This window comes from Blattabacterium sp. DPU, assembly GCF_011290385.1.
GTDB lineage: Bacteria > Bacteroidota > Bacteroidia > Flavobacteriales > Blattabacteriaceae > Blattabacterium.
Map to the genome: position 1 here is coordinate 12,162 of NZ_CP049785.1, position 18,158 is coordinate 30,319.

The window sequence follows — 18,158 nt, forward strand, 5'->3', positions numbered from 1 at the left end:
TACTATTGCATGAATAATTCACATATAAGGATATTTATAATTTTTACTTTCTTGAAAAAAAGGATTTCCTTCAGAAGAATTTGATTTTCTATTATTAAAATTTATAAATAAAATATAAGTAAAAAAACCTCCTATTATTAATAAAGAGCCTATAATTTCAAATAAACAAAATTTTATTCCAGTATCTGGAGCTATTAAATGATATATGTCTATGTAATGTCCTACGAGTAGGATTAAGGAAACCAAAAACACTATTTTATAATTTGATTTATTTTTACTACTAATTAGAACAAAGAAAGGAATTAAAAAATTAGGAATAAGCATCCAAAAATGTATGGAATTATAGATTTCTTCTCTTTTTATAAAAAAAGTAATTTCTTCTGGTATATTTCCATACCAATAAAGTAAAAATTGCGAGAACCAAAAATATGTCCATAATAAACTACTAGAAAATAAATATTTACTCAAATCATGTAAATGATTTTTGTTAAAAAAAGGAAAATATCCTTTCTTATTCATATAAATAGCGATTATTGTGATCGTACTAATCCCTGTTATAATAAAACTACTCAAGACATACCAACTAAATAAAGTACTGAACCAGTGTGGATTTAAAGACATAATCCAATCCCATATCATAAATATAGAAATAAAAGAAAAAAATATAATAAAAAGAATAGATCTAAAATATAATTTTTTATAATCATTTAAAGAATGTGATGTATATAATACACAAGATATTTTTTTAATACTTGAATAAAAAAAACTACACCCTAATACATAAATTAGACTTCTTACTAAAAAAAATGGAATATTCAAAAATAATTTTTTATTCTCAATAATTTTATCATATAAATTGGGATTCATCCAATGAAATATATGAATCATATTCATTGTATTTAATAAAAAAACAATAAAAATCATAAATCCTCCATATGGAATAAAAGAAGAAATTTTCTCCATAATAGGATGAATGATAACGGACCATCCTGATTTTGAAACATTTTGTATACTTAAAAAAAATAATGATCCTAGAGATATAGAAGTAAAATAAAAAATGGAAATATATAATATGGGCCAAGGATTATGATCTTCTATTATAGAATCTTTTTTTTCTATTTCTGTAAAAACTGTAAAATTTTTTTTATTCCCCATCAAAATTTGATCTAAAGAAATAAAAATAAAACCTATGATTATTACCATAAAAATGATAATTTTTTTATTTAAAAATGCATACATCTTTATTTATTTTTTAGATTTTAGAAACATAACATATTCTGATACTCTCCATCTATCTATTTCATTTAATTGCGAAGCATAAGAATTCATATTATTTTTTCCATATGTAATGACATAATAAATACTTCCAATAGTGATATCTCTATCTTTGTAATTAGGAATTCCAAAGATTTTTTCGTTTTTTACTAATTCTCCTTCTCCATCTCCATTTCTACCATGACAGATAGAACAATTTATTTGAAATAATTTTTCTCCTTTTTTGATTGTAATTTCCTTTTTTTCGTAATGTATATTATGTAATGGATTTTGAATTATATTTTTATAGTAATTTAATTTTTTATTTTGAATATCCATAAAACTATAAAATGAATCATTCCTAGAAACTGTCCCTTCTACCGGAAATAAAGAAGAAGTTTTTCCTTTTGAAAACAAAGGAATTTTAATTTGTTTAGCTTTTTTATTATTGTAATTGAAATAAGGATCTGAATAAGGCTCATATGCTTCTGAATAATACATATCTGGCATATATACTGCGTTAGGTTTAGTTTTATCAAACCAACAAGAATTTATTAAAAATATGAATAAAAACGTATTTAAAATAATAAAGATTTTATAAAAATATTTCATACTAACTTTTTTAGTTTATTTATATCTAATATTTTTTGATCATAATCTCTATTGCTCCATTTTTTTTTAATAAATCTATCAATTTTTCAGCATTTTTTTTAGTATGAATTTCGATTAAAAACATGTTATCTGTAGTTCTGGGATCCGGATTTTTGGGAATACGTCCCGGAAATAATCGACATTGAATTAGATAAGTAATACACATAAAATGTGCGGAAAAATAAATGGAAAATTCAAATATAACAGGAATGAAAGAAGGAAGGTTTTTAATCCAAGAAAAAGATGGTTTTCCTCCAATATTTTGAGGCCAATCCCAAATCATAGTATACCAAGTCAATGCACAAGCAATACATAATCCTAATAATCCATATATAAAAGAGAAAAAAGATAAATTTGTTTTTTTTAATTTTAACACTTGAGTTAAATTATGAATGGGAAAAGGAGAATAAACCTCATATATCTCATAGTTATGAGAGTGTATAATTTTGATACTTTTTATCAAATAAGTATCATTATTATATAATGCATGTATGTTCATTTCATTATTTTTTATTATAATCCGTTTTTAATATTGTTTTTAATTCTGATTGTGAAATAACAGGAAAAGTGCGGATATATAACAGATAAAGAATAAAAAATAAACCTATAGTTCCTATAAAAATTCCAACATCTACAAATGAAGGAATAAAACCAGTCCAAGAAGAAGGAAGATAATCATGACTAAGATTTAAAACAATAATATCAAATCTTTCAAACCACATTCCAATATTTATGATTATAGCTATAACATAAGACCAAAAAAAACTTCTTCTTACAGATTTTATCCATAAAAATTGAGGTATAATAATATTACAAATAATTAAAGACCAAAAAGCCCACCAAAATGGTCCTTTAGCCGCTTCCACAGAAAAATAAATAAATTTTTCAAAAGCATTTCCTGAATACCAAGCAAGAATAAATTCTGAAATATATGCTAATAAAACAATTCCTCCTGTTAATAAAATAATCATATTCATATATTCGATATGATTTCTAGTAATATAACTTTCTAAAGAAAGAACTTTTCTTGCTACTCCTAATAAAGTTTGAACCATAGCGAACCCTGAAAATATAGCTCCTGCTACAAAATAAGGAGGGAATATTGTGCTATGCCAACCCTTAATGACAGAAGTGGAAAAATCAAAGGAAACTATGGTGTGTACAGAAAATACTAATGGAGTACATAATCCAGCTAAAATTAAGGATAGTTCTTCAAATCTTTGCCAATCTTTTGATGTTCCTCCCCATCCGAAACTAAGAATACTATATATTTTCTTTTGAAAAGGATCTGAAATACGATCTCGTATCATAGCAAAATCAGGAATTAATCCCATAAACCAAAATACTGTAGAAACGGAAAAATAAGTACTAATAGCAAATACATCCCATAATAAAGGAGAATTAAAATTAGGCCATAAAGTTCCAAATTGATTAGGAATAGGTAAAACCCAATGAGCATTCCATGGTCTTCCCATATGAATAATAGGAAATAATCCAGCTTGGATTACTGCAAAAATAGTCATTGCTTCTGCAGAACGATTAATGGATAAACGCCATTTTTGACGAAATAATAATAAAACAGCTGAAATCAAAGTACCAGCATGACCTATTCCTACCCACCAAACAAAATTTGTAATATCCCAAGCCCAATTAATTGTTCTATTTAAACCCCATACACCTATACCAGTGCCAATTGTATAAAAAATACATCCTAATCCCCATAAAAAAGCTAAAATAGAAATAAAAAAAGAGATCCACCATAAATTTCCTGCTTTATTTTTTATAGGATTAAATATATCATCGGTAATATTTTTAAGAGTTTTTTTTCCTAATATTAAGGGTTTTCTTGTAGAAGATTCATAATGATTAAACATAATTTTTTCTATTCTATTTCATTTTTTTTATTTCTAATTTTCAATTGATAAAATACATTAGGTCTTACGCCTAGAAAATCTAATAGTTTATAAGATCTAGTATTTTTTATTTTTTTAGAAATAAGACTATTCGGATCATTTACATCTCCAAAAGTAATAGCTTTGGTAGGACAAGAAATACTGCAAGCTGTTTCAAATTCTTCGTCTTTAACTTTTCTATTTTCTTTTTTTGCAATTCCTATAGCATGTTGTGTTTTTTGTATACATAAAGAACATTTTTCCATTACTCCTCTTGTTCTGACAACTACATCTGGATTGAGTACCATTTTTCCTAGAGTATTGTTCATGTTAAAATCAAATTTTTGATTATTAGCATAATTAAACCAATTAAATCGTCTTACTTTATAAGGGCAATTATTAGCACAATAACGAGTTCCTACACAACGATTGTAGGCCATCATATTTTGACCTTGTTCTCCATGAGAAGTTGCTCCAACTGGACATACTGTTTCACAAGGAGCATGCTCACAATGTTGACACATAATAGGTTGAAAAGATACTTTTGGATTTTGAAAAATATCTTTTTCATCATTCTTTTCTTTATTTTGATTATCATCATTATATGGAGAATAATATCTATCTATACGTAACCAATGCATATCTCTAGATTTTTTTATTTCCTCTTTTCCAACAATAGGAACATTATTTTCAGAATGACATGCAATTATACAAGCTCCACATCCAATACAAGCGTTTAAATCAATAGATAAATTAAAATGATGTCCATTTTTTTTTTCTTTATTTTGATTTTTACGATTATTTCGATTCCAAATCGAAATTTCTTCTGGAGAAAACATTCCTTTATGAGTTAAAACTTTTTCTTCTTCATTCCAAATTTCCTTTGGATTATTTAATAATATATCTAAATTTGTTTCTTTTACTAAATTTCTTCCTACCGTAGTGTGATGTAATTGTACACAAGCAAATTTATGTATTTTATCTACTTTTTTTATTTGTATATTATTTTGTATGATTAAAAAATTTTCATAGATTCTATAAGCATTTTTTCCGTTAATTATTTCAGACAATTTTCCTTTTTTTTGACCATATCCAAAAGATAAACCTAAAGATCCTACAGCTTGTCCAGGTTGAATAAAAACAGGAATATTATGAATAATAATTTCATCATTTCTAATGAGATCTACACAATTTCCATTTAAAGATCCATCTACAGAATTCCAATTTTTTAATTTCATTTTGTTAGCATCAAAATATGATATAGTTAAATAATTATTCCATGTAGTACGCGTAATGGGATCTGGTAATTCTTGTAACCAAGGATTATTATATTGATGTCCATCTCCCATGCTTATTTTAGTATACAATCTAAGTTCGAAATTTTTTTCTAATTTTTTATAGTCTATTATTTTATTTCCATATTCTTGTATTTTTTCATTATTTATTGATAAATTATTTGAAATAGGTTTATCACTTTCAATTTTAACTACTCCATGAAATAAAGCTTCATTAAAAGACAAAACATTTGATTTAGGAATAATGTTTTTTTCCCAAGTTTTTTTCAAATATTCGTAATAATTTTTTTCTTTTATTCCACTCCAAATGATTAAAGAATCTTGAAATTGTCTGGTATTAAAAATATGTTGAATAGTAGGTTGAATTAATGTATAAACATTAGTAATAGGATTAGTATCCCCCCAACTTTCTAACCAATGAGGAATAGGAGCTAATATATCCATTATTTCACTGGTCTCATTTTTATTAACAGAAAAATAGACTGTTAAAGGTATTTTTTGTATAATTTTTTTTATTTTTTCCGAAATAGATAATGGAAGACTATAAATAGGATTCACATTGTGAATGAATAAAGCTCCAATATTTTCTAAATTTTTCAAAAAATTTTTGAATTCATAATCATTACTTTCTTTTGAAAAAAGATATTTTTCTTTTTGTAAAGCGTTACTATTAATTTTTTTATTAATCAGAAAAGATAATTCATAAGATTCTTGGTCTCCATCCGCAATAATAACACTTTTTGATCCCATTTTATTGATTAAATAAGCTATTTTTTCCGCATTTTTATCCTTAGGTTTTTTTCCTAAAAAAATTTTTTGAAAAATTTCAATCAACATTTTTTTTATATCAGAAGGTTTTTTAGCTAAACGGATGTCTGCATTAGCTCCAGTGATTGTCATATTACTTTCTATTTGAATATGTTGCATCATATTTTTTTTAGGAGTTCTGTTAAAAACATAAGATTTAGACATATTTTCTGGACTCCAATCTCCTAAAAAATCAGCATCAAACGAAATTATTAATTCTGATTTTTTTAAATCAAAAAGAGGAAATCCACGAACTCCAAATATTTCTTTTGAAGCATCCAAAGCTTTAGAATATGAGATAGAATCATAAGTAATCCATTTAGTATGAGGATATTGATTTTTAAAATCTAAAATCAATTTTTTTGTAGAAAAACTGGGATAAGAAGAGGAAATAAAAATTATATCTTTTTTCGTTTTAGATAAAAATTTTAAATGTTGGATAATATAATCATCTATTTCTTTCCAAGAACTTTTTTTTCCTTTCAAAAAAGGATTTTTTAATCTTTCTTCATCATAAAGAGATAACAAAGAAGATTGTATTCTTGCAGAAATTGTGTTAAAATATTCAGAAGAAGAATTGGGCTCTATTTTTATAGGACGTCCTTCTCTTGTTTTTACTAAAACACTTCCTATATCGAAAGAATCAATCATAGTAGATGCATAATAATTAGGAACTCCTGGAGTTATATTTTCTGGTTTAACTACATAAGGAATAGATTTGATAACTGGACCTTTACAAGCAGCTAAAGTGACTGAAGCCGTACTAAACCCTACCCATTTAATAAAATCACGTCTAGATGTTTTTTCTTTAAAAAGATCTTTAATCGGATTGCAATTTTCAAATATTTTTTTCTTTTGATTTGATTTCATAATAATTTTATTAATCGTCTTTCATTTCAATAATGACATTTAGCACATTCTGTTCCTCCAACCATATCAACTGTTATTTTTTTATTTTTTTTTGTAAAATATTCTTTATAATATTTATTATCAGTATCTATTTCTACATTTTTATGACAGGAAATGCACCATTCCATAGTAAAATCATTCGACATTTCTACTGTATCCATTTTTTGAACTTCTCCATGACAAGCATTACAAACTAAATTGACTTTTTTTAATTGTTTAATTTTTTTTTCTCCCGTTATAATATGTTGAGAATGATCAAAATATACAAAATCTGGCATGTTATGAATGCGTATCCATTGAATGGGATGAGGTTTTCTCGAATATTTTCTTGTTTCTGGATCCCATCCTACAGCATGATATATTTTTTGTATTTCTTGATTATATTCATTTCTTGTTTTTCCTTTTTCTATATAGTTACCATTATATTCATGAATAGTAATATGACAATTCATACAAATATTAGCTGATGGGATTCCAGAAACCTTACCATATTTTGCCGAAGAATGACAATATTGACAATCAATTCCATTAATTTCAGAATGAATTTTATGAGAAAAATAAATAGGTTGTTTAGGTTTATATCCTTTATTTACATCTATTTTCATTAAATAATTCCAAATTTCATATATTCCAAATAATAAAAAAAATCCTGTAAAACAAGAAAATAAATACCACTTATTTCTATTATTCTCTAATATTTTTTTGTATAAAATATTTATTAGATAATTTTTAAAAATAGAAATTTTTGTTTCTCCTTTATTTTCATCGATTAATCTAATCAGAATTTGAACTTTATATAAAATCCAAAATACAATCAAAAACAAAATACAAAAACAAAAAGCAATTAATTTTATTAAAAATTTATTTTCCTCTTTTTTATCATCATTTATTTCGTTATGAATTTCATGATCCTCTTTTTTATTAATATCTGGATTTTGTATAAAAGATAATATATCATCTATTTGTTGTTCTGATAACTGAGGAAATGAATTCATTTCTATATTTCCATATTCTTTATAAATTTTTATTGCTTCTTTATCTCCACTATCTCTCAATGATTTATTATTTTTAATCCATTGATGTAACCATTTACGATTTCTTTTTTCAGTTACTCCATGTAAAGCGGGGCCTATCATTTTTTTTTCTAAATCTATAGAATGACATGCCGTACAATTTTTTTTAAAAAGTTCAGTTCCATTTTTGATGTCTCCTTTTATACTATTATCAGCTTTTAAAAAAAAAGAAATAATGAAAATAAAAAATAAAATTCTTCTCATACTACAAATTATAATGAATCCATGTAACAAAAATAGAATAAAAGAAAAAAATTCCATTTTTTGGAAAAAAAAATTCGTAAATTTATTTTGTGAGTCTTTTCTTTAACTTTGTTTCATGAATAAAATTTATTTTTTTTTATTAATGTTATCTACTATGATATTTAATCATTTAATATCCAAAGATTTTAATAGTTCTAGAAATGATTCTAGAGAATTATATAAAATTAAATTTTTCGAAGAAAAACTTTCTAATGGATTACATGTTCTTTTACATCAAGATACAACAAACCCTTTAGTTTCTATTTCTGTTTTGTATCACGTAGGAAGTAAAAATGAAATTCCTGGTCGTTCTGGATTTGCTCACTTTTTCGAACATCTTATGTTTGAAGGATCCAAGAATATCAAAAAAGGGGAATATTTCAAATATATAGCTTCTAATGGAGGTAAAAATAATGCATATACCAATCATGACGAAACTTGCTATTATGAAATTTTACCATCTGATCGTCTTCCATTAGCCTTATGGCTAGAGTCGGAGAGGATGCTTCATGCTAAAGTTGATGAAGAAAGTATCAATATACAAAGAGAAGTCGTAAAAGAAGAAAAAAAAATGCGTGTGGAAAATCAACCATATGCAAAAGCTATTTCGGAAATTATTCCTTCTTTATTATTCAAAAAACATCCATACAAATATCCTATTATAGGATTGGATCAAGATTTAGATGCAGCTACAGAAAAAGATTATAAAGAATTTTACAAAACTTACTATGTACCGAACAATGCCGTTTTAGTCGTATCAGGTGATTTTAATATACATGAAGCGAGAAAACTAATTAAAAAATATTTTGGATCGATTCCTAAGGGAAAAATAAACTTCACAATGAAAAAAATAGAAGAAGATCCGATGGAAAAAGAAATATTTTATACTTATGTTGATAAAAATGTTAAAGTACCTGGAGTATTCTTATCATATAGAGCTCCTAAACTGACAAATAAAGATTCTTATGTTTTGAAAATTATTGATCACGTATTATCTTCTGGAGAAAGTTCTCGTATCATGAAAAATATTGTGAATACAAAACAAATGGCTTCTTATGCTGGTTCATTTTTAGATACAATGGAAGACTATGGCATTTTCGTTATATATGGATTAATCAATCCTGGAATTACATTAGATCAATTAACAAAAATAATTGATGAAGAAATCGATCTTTTAAAAAAAAAAGGAATAACACAATATGAATTGGAAAAACAAAAAAACTATTTTGAAAAAAAATTTATTTCCGAAAATTATTCCATGAGTGGGATTACTGCGAATTTATCTCATTATTATTTATATTATCATAACGCTAATTTAATTAATACTGATATAGATAAATATAAAAAAATAACTATAGAAGATATAAAAAAAGTAGCTAATAAATATTTAAATAAAAACAATAGAGTTCGTTTATATAATGTTCCAGATAAAAATAACACAGATCAATAAATTTTTTGTAAAAATTATCTTATTTATAATAATTTTTTTTCATACAACAATTATGTTTGCTCATACATTTAATCGTAATACACCACCAGTATCTTTAAAAAGAAAGACTACTATAAATATTGAAAAACCTAAGTTTTTTCAAATGAAAAATGGGTTAAAAGTTCTAATTGTAGAAAATCATAAACTTCCTTTAGTTAGAATAGGTATAGAATTAGATTGTAAACCTTTTTTGGAAAAAGATAAAGCTGGAATAAAAAAGATTTTTGGTCAAATGCTTCGTTCGGGAACAAAAAATCATACTAAAGAAGAATTAGAAGATATTATTGATTATATGGGATGTAGTTTATATACTTCTTTTTCTGAAATTTCTATTTTTACTATGAAAAAATATTTAGATAAATCTGTATCCATAATGGGTGATATTTTGATGAATAGTAAATTCGATAATTCTAAAGAATTAGATAAAATTATAAAACAAAGAATAACAGATATTAGTATTTCTGAAAAGGACCCAAATACCATTTTACAGAAAGTACGAAATATTTTATATTTTGGAAAAAATCATCCTTATGGGGAATATGAAACTTATGATACAATTAAAAATATTACTCTTCATGATTTAAAAATATTGTACGAAAAATATTATATACCAAATATATCCTATCTTTCTTTTGTTGGAGATATATCTAAACAAGAAGCCGAAAAGTTATGTGATCTTTATTTTTCTAAATGGAAAAAAAAATCATATATAGATGTTCCTGTATTTAAAGAATATACGATTCCATCTAAAATAGAAATAGATATGGTAGATATTCCTTCTTTAACTCAATCTACTATTTGTTTTGGGGGGCCAATTTGTTTAAAAAAAAGTGATCCTGAATATTTTTCAGCTATATTAGCAAATGGAATTTTGGGAGGAGGGCCTCAAAGTCGTTTATTTATAAATATAAGAGAAAAAATGGCTTATACATATGGAGTTTATTCAATGTTGAAATCTGATAGAAATATTGGTTATTTTTCAGTTTACACTCAAGTAAGAAATGAAGTTACAGAAAATGCTATAAGAGATATTATCAAAGAAATTGTAGAAATAACGGAAAAAAAAATTTCTTTAGAAGAATTAAAGATCAAAAAGAAAGAAATGAGTGGTCAATTTATTCTTGATTTTGAAGATCCTAATAGAATTAGTGATCTTTTTATATGTGAATTAAAAAATAATCTTCCAAGTGGATTTTACAAAAATTATTTAAATAAAATAGAATCTGTTACAATAGATAATATTTTACAATCATGTAAAAAGTTTTTTTGTCAAAAAAATGGAAGAATTATAATTATTGGAAAAGCTAAAGATATATTGCCTAATATCAAGAAATTAGGTTATCCTATTCGTCATTTTAATAAAAATGGATCTTTAATCAATCAATAAAAAAGAAAAATGAGTAAAGATTATTCTTTAGAAAATCGTATTATTTCTATATTAAAAAATATATATGATCCAGAAATTTCAGTAGATATTTATGAATTGGGTCTTATTTATGATATTCAAATTTCAGAAAAAAATAAAGTTAAAATAGTAATGACTTTAACTACACCAAACTGTCCAGTAGTAGAAAGTTTACCTTTGGAAGTAAAGAATAAGGTAGAATCTATACAAGAAATAAAAGAAGTAGATGTTATTTTAACATTTGATCCTCCTTGGAGTAGAGAATTTATGAGTGAGGAAGCTCGTTTAGAACTAGGATTATTATAATTTATTGAATATGAGTATTTTCAGTCTATTATTTTATGTTATGTTGGCTCTTTTAATTTTATCTTTTTTTTCTAGTTTTATTTTTATAGTAAACCAAGAGACAACAGCAATTCTTGAAAGAATGGGAAAATTTCGTAGTATTTGTTATGCGGGATTAAATTTTAAAATTCCTATTATAGATAATATAGTAGGAAAACTTACATTAAAAATTCAACAATTAGATGTATTAGTGGATACAAAAACAAAAGATAACGTTTTTGTTAAAGTAAAAGTATCGGTTCAGTTTAAGGTAATAAAAAATAAAGTATATGAAGCTTTTTATAAATTGGACAATTCTCATGCTCAGATCACTTCTTATATATTTGATGTTGTTAGAGCTGAAGTCCCAAAAATGCGTTTAGATGATGTTTTTGAACGTAAAGATCTCATAGCTCTCGCCGTTAAAGGAGAATTAGAAGAATCTATGTTAGATTATGGATATTCTATAATCAAAGCATTAGTTACAGATCTTGATCCAGATGAACAAGTAAAACAAGCAATGAATCAGATAAATACAGCTGAAAGAGAAAAAGTAGCTGCAGAATATAAAGCAGAAGCTGAAAGAATAAAAATTGTAGCTAAAGCTAAGGCAGAGGCTGAAAGTAAAAAATTACAAGGAAAAGGGACAGCAGATCAACGTAGAGAGATAGCTAGAGGAATTTTAGAATCGGTGGAAGTATTAAATAATGTGGGAATCAATTCACAAGAAGCTTCTGCCTTAATTGTGGTAACACAACATTATGATACTCTTCAATCTATGGGAGAAAGTGGAAATACTAATTTAATTTTATTACCTAATTCTCCAGGGTCAGCCAGTGAAATGTTAAATAACATGATAACTTCATTTAATATTTCTAACCAAATAGGAGAAACTCTTAAAAAAAAGAGCAATAGTAAAAAAAAATAAATTTTAATTTTCATGGAAATTATAGGAATAGTCAAAAAATTATTTAATGTTCAAAAATTCGATAGCGGGTTTCAGAAAAGAGAAATAGTTATTACTACTGAAGAACCGTATCCACAAAATGTGTTAATTGAATTTATTCAAGATAAAGTAGATTTATTAGAAAATATAAAACCTAAAGATAAAATAAAAATATTCATTAATATTAGGGGTAGAGAATGGACCAATTCCGAAGGAATTGTTAAATATTTTAATTCTATACAAGGTTGGAAAATAGAGGATCCTACAGGAACTTCAAATAGAACTTCTAGCAAAAATAGATCTTCTTCTTTATCCTCTGATGATTTTGATGATTTACCTTTTTAAAAAATTTATATTAAATTATTATTTAATAATTCTTGATATATTATATCTTTTTTGAAATTCCATTTTTTATATGGAGAATATGCTTTAGCATAAGAAATAATTTGAAAATGTAATTTTTTCCAATCTTTTTTTTTAAAAAAACGTTTTGCATCTTGTTCAGTTTGTTTTACATTTTTTCCATTACTCAGTTTCCAACGTAACATCATTCTGTGAATATGAGTGTCTACAGGAAATACAAATGCATCGGATACATGAGACAAAAAAACAGATGCGGTCTTGTGTCCTACCCCAGGAAGAGATTTTAATTCCAAAATATTTTTTGGAATAATTCCATTATACTTGTTTATTAATATAACAGATAAATCATAAATATTTTTAGATTTTCTATTATAAAGTCCTATAGTTTTTATAATATTTTTTATTTTTTCAATGGAAAGATGAATTGTATCCATGGGTGTATTTATCTTTTTAAATAGAAATTTTGTTATTTCATTTACTTTTTTTTCTTCACTTCTAGCAGTTAATATTATGGCAATTAATAAAGTATATTCGTTGGTATAATATAAAGTACTAGTTGGATTCGGGTATAAGAAATCCAATGTTTTTTCAATAATTTTTTTTTTTTTTCTGAAAAATAATTCATTTTTTATTATGGATTAACACTTCGACATCGTCTTTATATACATTCATTTTTAGTGAAATTTTGTCTCCTTTTTTTAATTTTTCACTAATTATGTATTCCGATATAGGATTTTTTATAAATTTTTCTATTACTCTTTTTAAAGGACGAGCTCCATACTCTTGATCAAATCCTTTTTTTTGAATAAAATCTATTACTTCCTGAAGTAATACTAATTCATAACCTAAATTGGACACATGAATAATTATTTTTTTCAATTCTATTGAAGTTATTTTCGATATGTTTTCTTTTGTCAGAGAATTAAAAATAATAACATCATCTATTCTATTTAAAAATTCAGGAGAAAAAGTTCGTTTTAATGCTTGTTCCAATACATTATTAATATAATTATTAGATTTTCTTGCTCGAGTATGAAATCCTATTCCTTGACCAAATTCTTTTAATTGTTGTGTTCCTGTATTTGAAGTAAAAATAATTACAGTATTTTTAAAATTTATTTTTCTTCCAATACTATCTGTCACACATCCATAATCTAACATTTGTAACAAAAGATTAAATACTTCATGATGTGCTTTTTCTATTTCATCTAATAATATAACAGAATAAGGTCTACGACGTATAATTTCTGTTAATTGACCTCCTTCCTCGTATCCCACATAACCTGGGGGTGCCCCGATTAATCTTGATACAGAAAATTTTTCCATATATTCACTCATATCTATACGAATTAATGATTCTTCAGAATCAAATAATTCTTTAGCAAAAATTTTTGCTAAATAAGTTTTACCTACTCCTGTTTGTCCTAAAAAAATGAAAGAGCCTATAGGAGAATTAGGGTCTTTCAATCCAGTTCTATTTCTTTGAACAGCTCTTACTATTTTTTCTACTGCTTCATCTTGTCCTATTATTTTTTCTTTTAATACATCTATCATTTTACTCAATTTTTTCATTTCAGCTTGAGCTATTTTATTTACTGGAATTCCACTCATCATAGATACTACTTCTTCAACATTTTCTTCGGATACAATTTCTTTATTTTTTTTAGAAGATTCTTCCCACTCTTTTTGTGCTTTTATTAATTGTTTTTCTATACGTTTTTCTGAATCACGTAATCGTGCTGCTTCTTCATATTTTTGACTCTTAACAACTTTAGATTTCTCTTTTCGAATACTTTCTAATTCTTTTTCTAAAAGAACTATTTTTTGGGGAACTTTTATGTTTTTAATATGAACGCGAGATCCCGATTCATCTAAAGCATCGATTGCTTTATCTGGTAAAAATCGATCAATAATATATCGTACAGTAAGATGTACACAAGCTTTTATTGCTTTTTCTGTATAAAGAACATTATGATGACTTTCATATTTTCCTTTTATATTCTTTAGAATTTCTATGGTTTCTTCCTCAGAAGAAGGTTGTACAATGATTTTTTGAAATCTTCTTTCTAATGCTCCATCTTTTTCTATATATTGTCTATATTCATTTAATGTAGTAGCTCCAATACATTGAATATTTCCTCTGGCTAAAGCTGGTTTAAATATATTAGAAGCATCTAATGAACCTGTAGTTCCACCAGCTCCAATCATAGTATGAATTTCATCTATAAATAGAATTAATCCTGCATTTTTTTCTGATTCGTTTATAATAGCTTTCATTCTTTCTTCAAATTGACCTCTATATTTAGTTCCCGCAACTAAACTTGCTAAATCTAATACAACTACTCTTTTATTGAACAATACTCTAGATACTTTTTTTTGTACAATACGTAAAGCTAATCCTTCAGCAATAGCAGACTTTCCTACTCCAGGTTCTCCTATTAGAAGAGGATTATTTTTTTTTCTTCTACTCAATATTTGAGATACACGTTCTACTTCTTGATCTCTACCTACCACTGGATCTAATTTACCCTTCATAGCTATAGAATTCAAATCTCTTCCAAAATTATCCAAAATAGGAGTTTTACTTCTTATTGAAGATCCTCCATAATAGCCCGAACCTGTTCCTCCAGAACCATAAGAAGTAGAACTATCATTTTCAATATCTTCATCGGAATAAGCAGAAGAGAAAAATATTTTTTTCCTACTGTTTGACGAATAATGATAAATCATAAATTAAATCATTAAAAATGTTTTATAAATTAAAAAATAGAAAATAACACTACAAAAAAAATAATTTTAATTTTTTTTTGTTGAAATTTTATAAGGAGATATTCTTAAATCTAATCGTTCTATTAGTGTTTCTATTAATTTATTTTTTTGATATAAAAGATTATATTGTTTTATCGTAATTGAATTTTTTTTAATCATTTCAAATTCTATATGTATATTTTCAAACTTTTCTTTTAAATATTTTAAAAAATGTATTTTAATTGATAAAAAGTTATGGGTTCCTAATTTATATGGAGAAATAAAAAACATTTTATTTTTTTCTATTTGGAATTGTATTTCATTATTTAAAAAATATAAATAAGTAGGATTTATTTTTCCATAAAATTTATCAACAAATTTTATCCAATTTTTTTGTAAAAATTCAATTTTTTCATTTTTATCATAATCATAAAATGTTTTATTTTTTTTTTTCTTCTATGAAAGAAGAATTTTTATGACTATCAAATAAATATGCCAATTGTATTATATAAATTTCAATTATTAATCGATAATTTCGATGAAATTTTTCATATTCTTTTTTTAATCGAAGACAAATTCCCAAAGCATTTATTAAAAATAAATAAGATATTTTTTTTGATTGTGCAATGTAAGAGTATATTATTTCTTTTTTAAATTTTAAAATAGGAATTGTTTCATAATTTTTATATAAAAATAAATTTCTGAAATGCTTGATTAAGCCTATAATAAAATCACAATGATAAATTTTTTCTCGAAAAATTTGATCCAATAAAATAAATATATTATATATTTTTTTATCTAAAAGATAATCTACCATTTTAAAATAGTACTTAATATCAACTATTCCTAATTTTTGAATTATAAATTCTTTAGATATCTTTTTTTCACTATATAAAATTAATTTATCAAATAAAGAAATAGCTTTGCTCATAGATCCTTTTACATGTTTTGATAAAACCAGCAATGCTTCATTTTCTACCTCTATATTTTCTTTTTCAGCGATCATTTTTAAATGTACAAAAATTTCTTTTGTAGAAATACTTTTGAATTCATAAACTTGACAATGTAATAGAAGCCATTTAGGAATTTTTTTTTCTTCTGTCCCACAAAAAATAAATAATATATGCGGATGTTTCTCTTCTATAAACTTTGTAAATACATGTAAAAAATATTGAGAAAACATATGTACATTATTAATAATAAATATATTATATTTTCCCATTTTTGGAAAAAAACGAGATTGATTTATAACTTCATAAATATGTTCTAATGAAATATTAAAAAGTCCATTAATTTCAAATCTATTTGAAGAAAAATCTTTAAATTCTGATGAATAATTTAATTCATTTGCTAAAATCCTAGCACATGTATTTTTTCCAACTCCTTCTGGACCAAAAAAAAATAAAATTTGAGATAAACGATTTTCTTGTATTGCTTTTTTTAAAATTATAATTATATCTTCTTGTCCTATTATTTCATTCCATTTTAAGGGTTTATATTTTTCAGATAAGACATAAAAAACTTTTTTCATAAAAAAATTTTATTTCGAATGCAAAATTTTTTGAATTTTATCAGCTGCTTCTTTTAAAGAATCAGTAGAATAAATAGGTAATAAACTTTTTTCAATTAATTCTTTTGCTTTTTTTTCATTTGTTCCTTGTAAACGAACGATCACAGGAATTTCAATATCTTTATGAATTTTAGAATAAGAATTTATAATACCTTCTGCAACTGTGTCACAACGTACAATTCCTCCAAATATATTTATTAATATTGTTTCAACAGATTTATCTTTTAATATTAAATAAAAAGCTTTTTCTACACGTTCTATATCAGCAGAACCTCCTATATCTAGAAAATTAGCAGGAACTCCTCCACAAGATTGAATCATATCCATAGTAGCCATAGCTAATCCCGCTCCATTCACCATACATCCTACATTTCCTTTCAATTTTAAAAAATTTAATTTAGCTTCAATAGCTTTTTTTTCTATTCTATCAATATCATCTCTTTCATGTATAAAATCATATTTTTTATGTCTAAATAAAGCATTATTATCCAAAATAATTTTTACATCTACTGGTATAAATTTTAGATCAAACGTTTTTATCAAAGGATTAATTTCCAATAATAAAATATCAAAAGTTATATAAGCTTTATAAAGAGAAAATAAAAAAATACTAAAATTACTTAAAGACTCATGATTGTCAATTCCTAAATTGAATCCAATTTTTCTTGTTTGAAATAATTGAAGGCCCAACATAGGATCTATTATTTCTGTATATATTTTATTTGGATTTTTTTTTGAAAGATCTTCTATATTTATTCCTCCTTCTCTAGAATAGAGAATCATATTTTTTTCTATATCACGATTTAATAATATGGATAAATAATATTCTGTTGGAGTACTATATTCAGAAAAATACACATCTTCAGATATCAAAATTTTTCGAACTAATTTTCCTTTTTTGGAAGTTTGTGGTGTTATTAAAAATCTACCTAAAATATTTTTTGATTTTTCATAAACTTCATCCAAATTTTTTGCAATTTGAATACCACCAGCTTTTCCTCTTCCTCCAGCATGTATCTGAGCTTTAATAACTAAAGAATTTTTTTTAGTTTTTTTTAAAATAATTTGGGCTGCTTTGACTGCTTCTTCAGGAGAAGAAACAAGTATTCCTTCAGGAACTTGAATTGAAAAAGAATTTAATATTTCTCTACCTTGGTATTCATGTAAATTCATTAAAAATAATTTTATA

At 24.8% G+C, this 18,158-nt stretch carries 16 protein-coding genes; 5 read left to right on the forward strand and 11 right to left on the reverse strand.

Annotated elements, in window-relative coordinates; all coding sequences use genetic code 11:
- Window positions 1–18: 18 nt before the first annotated feature.
- The 6 genes from G9C01_RS00070 to G9C01_RS00095 are packed head-to-tail and all read right to left on the reverse strand — an operon-like array spanning window position 19 to window position 8,085.
- Window positions 19–1,239, reverse strand: coding sequence for a hypothetical protein (locus G9C01_RS00070; protein WP_166264796.1), 1,221 nt, complete (start codon window positions 1,237–1,239; stop codon window positions 19–21).
- A gap of 6 nt (window positions 1,240–1,245) precedes the next feature.
- Window positions 1,246–1,866: a c-type cytochrome gene (locus tag G9C01_RS00075; protein ID WP_207573361.1), complete on the reverse strand. Its 621-nt coding sequence runs from the start codon at window positions 1,864–1,866 to the stop codon at window positions 1,246–1,248.
- Between the two features lie 25 nt (window positions 1,867–1,891).
- A complete protein-coding gene (locus G9C01_RS00080) occupies window positions 1,892–2,404 on the reverse strand; it encodes a DUF3341 domain-containing protein (protein WP_166264799.1) in 513 nt (170 codons plus the stop codon).
- A gap of 4 nt (window positions 2,405–2,408) precedes the next feature.
- Window positions 2,409–3,779, reverse strand: coding sequence for an NrfD/PsrC family molybdoenzyme membrane anchor subunit (gene nrfD, locus G9C01_RS00085; RefSeq protein WP_166264802.1), 1,371 nt, complete (start codon window positions 3,777–3,779; stop codon window positions 2,409–2,411).
- Between the two features lie 8 nt (window positions 3,780–3,787).
- Window positions 3,788–6,769: a 4Fe-4S dicluster domain-containing protein gene (locus G9C01_RS00090; RefSeq protein WP_166264805.1), complete on the reverse strand. Its 2,982-nt coding sequence runs from the start codon at window positions 6,767–6,769 to the stop codon at window positions 3,788–3,790.
- Between the two features lie 26 nt (window positions 6,770–6,795).
- Window positions 6,796–8,085, reverse strand: a complete 1,290-nt coding sequence (locus tag G9C01_RS00095; RefSeq protein WP_166264808.1) for a c-type cytochrome — start codon at window positions 8,083–8,085, stop codon at window positions 6,796–6,798.
- A gap of 115 nt (window positions 8,086–8,200) precedes the next feature.
- On the opposite strand from G9C01_RS00095, the gene G9C01_RS00100 reads away from it, so the two are divergent.
- From G9C01_RS00100 to G9C01_RS00120, 5 genes are read left to right on the forward strand one after another with little or no spacing between them, the layout of a single operon-like run.
- Entirely contained in the window at window positions 8,201–9,574 is a 1,374-nt protein-coding gene (locus tag G9C01_RS00100) for a M16 family metallopeptidase (RefSeq protein WP_166264811.1), read from the forward strand.
- A gap of 52 nt (window positions 9,575–9,626) precedes the next feature.
- The gene (locus tag G9C01_RS00105) at window positions 9,627–11,000 is read left to right on the forward strand and encodes a M16 family metallopeptidase (protein ID WP_242673935.1); all 1,374 of its coding nucleotides are present in this window, start codon (window positions 9,627–9,629) and stop codon (window positions 10,998–11,000) included.
- Between the two features lie 9 nt (window positions 11,001–11,009).
- The gene (locus G9C01_RS00110; protein ID WP_166264836.1) at window positions 11,010–11,324 is read left to right on the forward strand and encodes an iron-sulfur cluster assembly protein; all 315 of its coding nucleotides are present in this window, start codon (window positions 11,010–11,012) and stop codon (window positions 11,322–11,324) included.
- A 10-nt stretch (window positions 11,325–11,334) separates the two neighbouring features.
- A complete protein-coding gene (locus tag G9C01_RS00115) occupies window positions 11,335–12,270 on the forward strand; it encodes an SPFH domain-containing protein (RefSeq protein WP_166264839.1) in 936 nt (311 codons plus the stop codon).
- A 12-nt stretch (window positions 12,271–12,282) separates the two neighbouring features.
- Window positions 12,283–12,633 (forward strand): DUF3127 domain-containing protein, encoded by a 351-nt coding sequence (locus tag G9C01_RS00120; RefSeq protein WP_166264841.1) that lies wholly within the window; start codon window positions 12,283–12,285, stop codon window positions 12,631–12,633.
- A gap of 5 nt (window positions 12,634–12,638) precedes the next feature.
- On the opposite strand, the gene G9C01_RS00125 is transcribed toward G9C01_RS00120, so the two are convergent.
- The 5 genes from G9C01_RS00125 to sucC all read right to left on the reverse strand — a co-directional run bounded on the left by G9C01_RS00125 (window position 12,639) and on the right by sucC (window position 18,142).
- Window positions 12,639–13,232, reverse strand: coding sequence for an endonuclease III domain-containing protein (locus G9C01_RS00125; RefSeq protein ID WP_242673936.1), 594 nt, complete (start codon window positions 13,230–13,232; stop codon window positions 12,639–12,641).
- Window positions 13,233–13,272: 40 nt separating this feature from the next.
- Window positions 13,273–15,381: an ATP-dependent Clp protease ATP-binding subunit gene (locus G9C01_RS00130; protein WP_166264844.1), complete on the reverse strand. Its 2,109-nt coding sequence runs from the start codon at window positions 15,379–15,381 to the stop codon at window positions 13,273–13,275.
- Between the two features lie 66 nt (window positions 15,382–15,447).
- Window positions 15,448–15,690: a hypothetical protein gene (locus G9C01_RS03085; protein WP_242673937.1), complete on the reverse strand. Its 243-nt coding sequence runs from the start codon at window positions 15,688–15,690 to the stop codon at window positions 15,448–15,450.
- A 148-nt stretch (window positions 15,691–15,838) separates the two neighbouring features.
- Window positions 15,839–16,930, reverse strand: coding sequence for an AAA family ATPase (locus tag G9C01_RS00135; protein ID WP_242673938.1), 1,092 nt, complete (start codon window positions 16,928–16,930; stop codon window positions 15,839–15,841).
- 9 nt (window positions 16,931–16,939) lie between these two features.
- Window positions 16,940–18,142: an ADP-forming succinate--CoA ligase subunit beta gene (gene sucC / locus G9C01_RS00140; protein WP_166264847.1), complete on the reverse strand. Its 1,203-nt coding sequence runs from the start codon at window positions 18,140–18,142 to the stop codon at window positions 16,940–16,942.
- Window positions 18,143–18,158 lie beyond the last annotated feature (16 nt).

Excerpts from the sequence above, each read along its gene's own strand:
- G9C01_RS00070 (WP_166264796.1), bottom strand. The coding sequence starts at position 1,239 with ATGTATGCATTTTTAAATAAAAAAATTATCATTTTTATGGTAATAATC.
- G9C01_RS00075 (WP_207573361.1), bottom strand. The coding sequence starts at position 1,866 with ATGAAATATTTTTATAAAATCTTTATTATTTTAAATACGTTTTTATTC.
- G9C01_RS00080 (WP_166264799.1), bottom strand. The coding sequence starts at position 2,404 with ATGAACATACATGCATTATATAATAATGATACTTATTTGATAAAAAGT.
- nrfD (WP_166264802.1), bottom strand. The coding sequence starts at position 3,779 with ATGTTTAATCATTATGAATCTTCTACAAGAAAACCCTTAATATTAGGA.
- G9C01_RS00090 (WP_166264805.1), bottom strand. The coding sequence starts at position 6,769 with ATGAAATCAAATCAAAAGAAAAAAATATTTGAAAATTGCAATCCGATT.
- G9C01_RS00095 (WP_166264808.1), bottom strand. The coding sequence starts at position 8,085 with ATGAGAAGAATTTTATTTTTTATTTTCATTATTTCTTTTTTTTTAAAA.
- G9C01_RS00100 (WP_166264811.1), top strand. The coding sequence starts at position 8,201 with ATGAATAAAATTTATTTTTTTTTATTAATGTTATCTACTATGATATTT.
- G9C01_RS00105 (WP_242673935.1), top strand. The coding sequence starts at position 9,627 with ATGTTTGCTCATACATTTAATCGTAATACACCACCAGTATCTTTAAAA.
- G9C01_RS00110 (WP_166264836.1), top strand. The coding sequence starts at position 11,010 with ATGAGTAAAGATTATTCTTTAGAAAATCGTATTATTTCTATATTAAAA.
- G9C01_RS00115 (WP_166264839.1), top strand. The coding sequence starts at position 11,335 with ATGAGTATTTTCAGTCTATTATTTTATGTTATGTTGGCTCTTTTAATT.
- G9C01_RS00120 (WP_166264841.1), top strand. The coding sequence starts at position 12,283 with ATGGAAATTATAGGAATAGTCAAAAAATTATTTAATGTTCAAAAATTC.
- G9C01_RS00130 (WP_166264844.1), bottom strand. The coding sequence starts at position 15,381 with ATGATTTATCATTATTCGTCAAACAGTAGGAAAAAAATATTTTTCTCT.
- G9C01_RS03085 (WP_242673937.1), bottom strand. The coding sequence starts at position 15,690 with ATGTTTTTTATTTCTCCATATAAATTAGGAACCCATAACTTTTTATCA.
- G9C01_RS00135 (WP_242673938.1), bottom strand. The coding sequence starts at position 16,930 with ATGAAAAAAGTTTTTTATGTCTTATCTGAAAAATATAAACCCTTAAAA.
- sucC (WP_166264847.1), bottom strand. The coding sequence starts at position 18,142 with ATGAATTTACATGAATACCAAGGTAGAGAAATATTAAATTCTTTTTCA.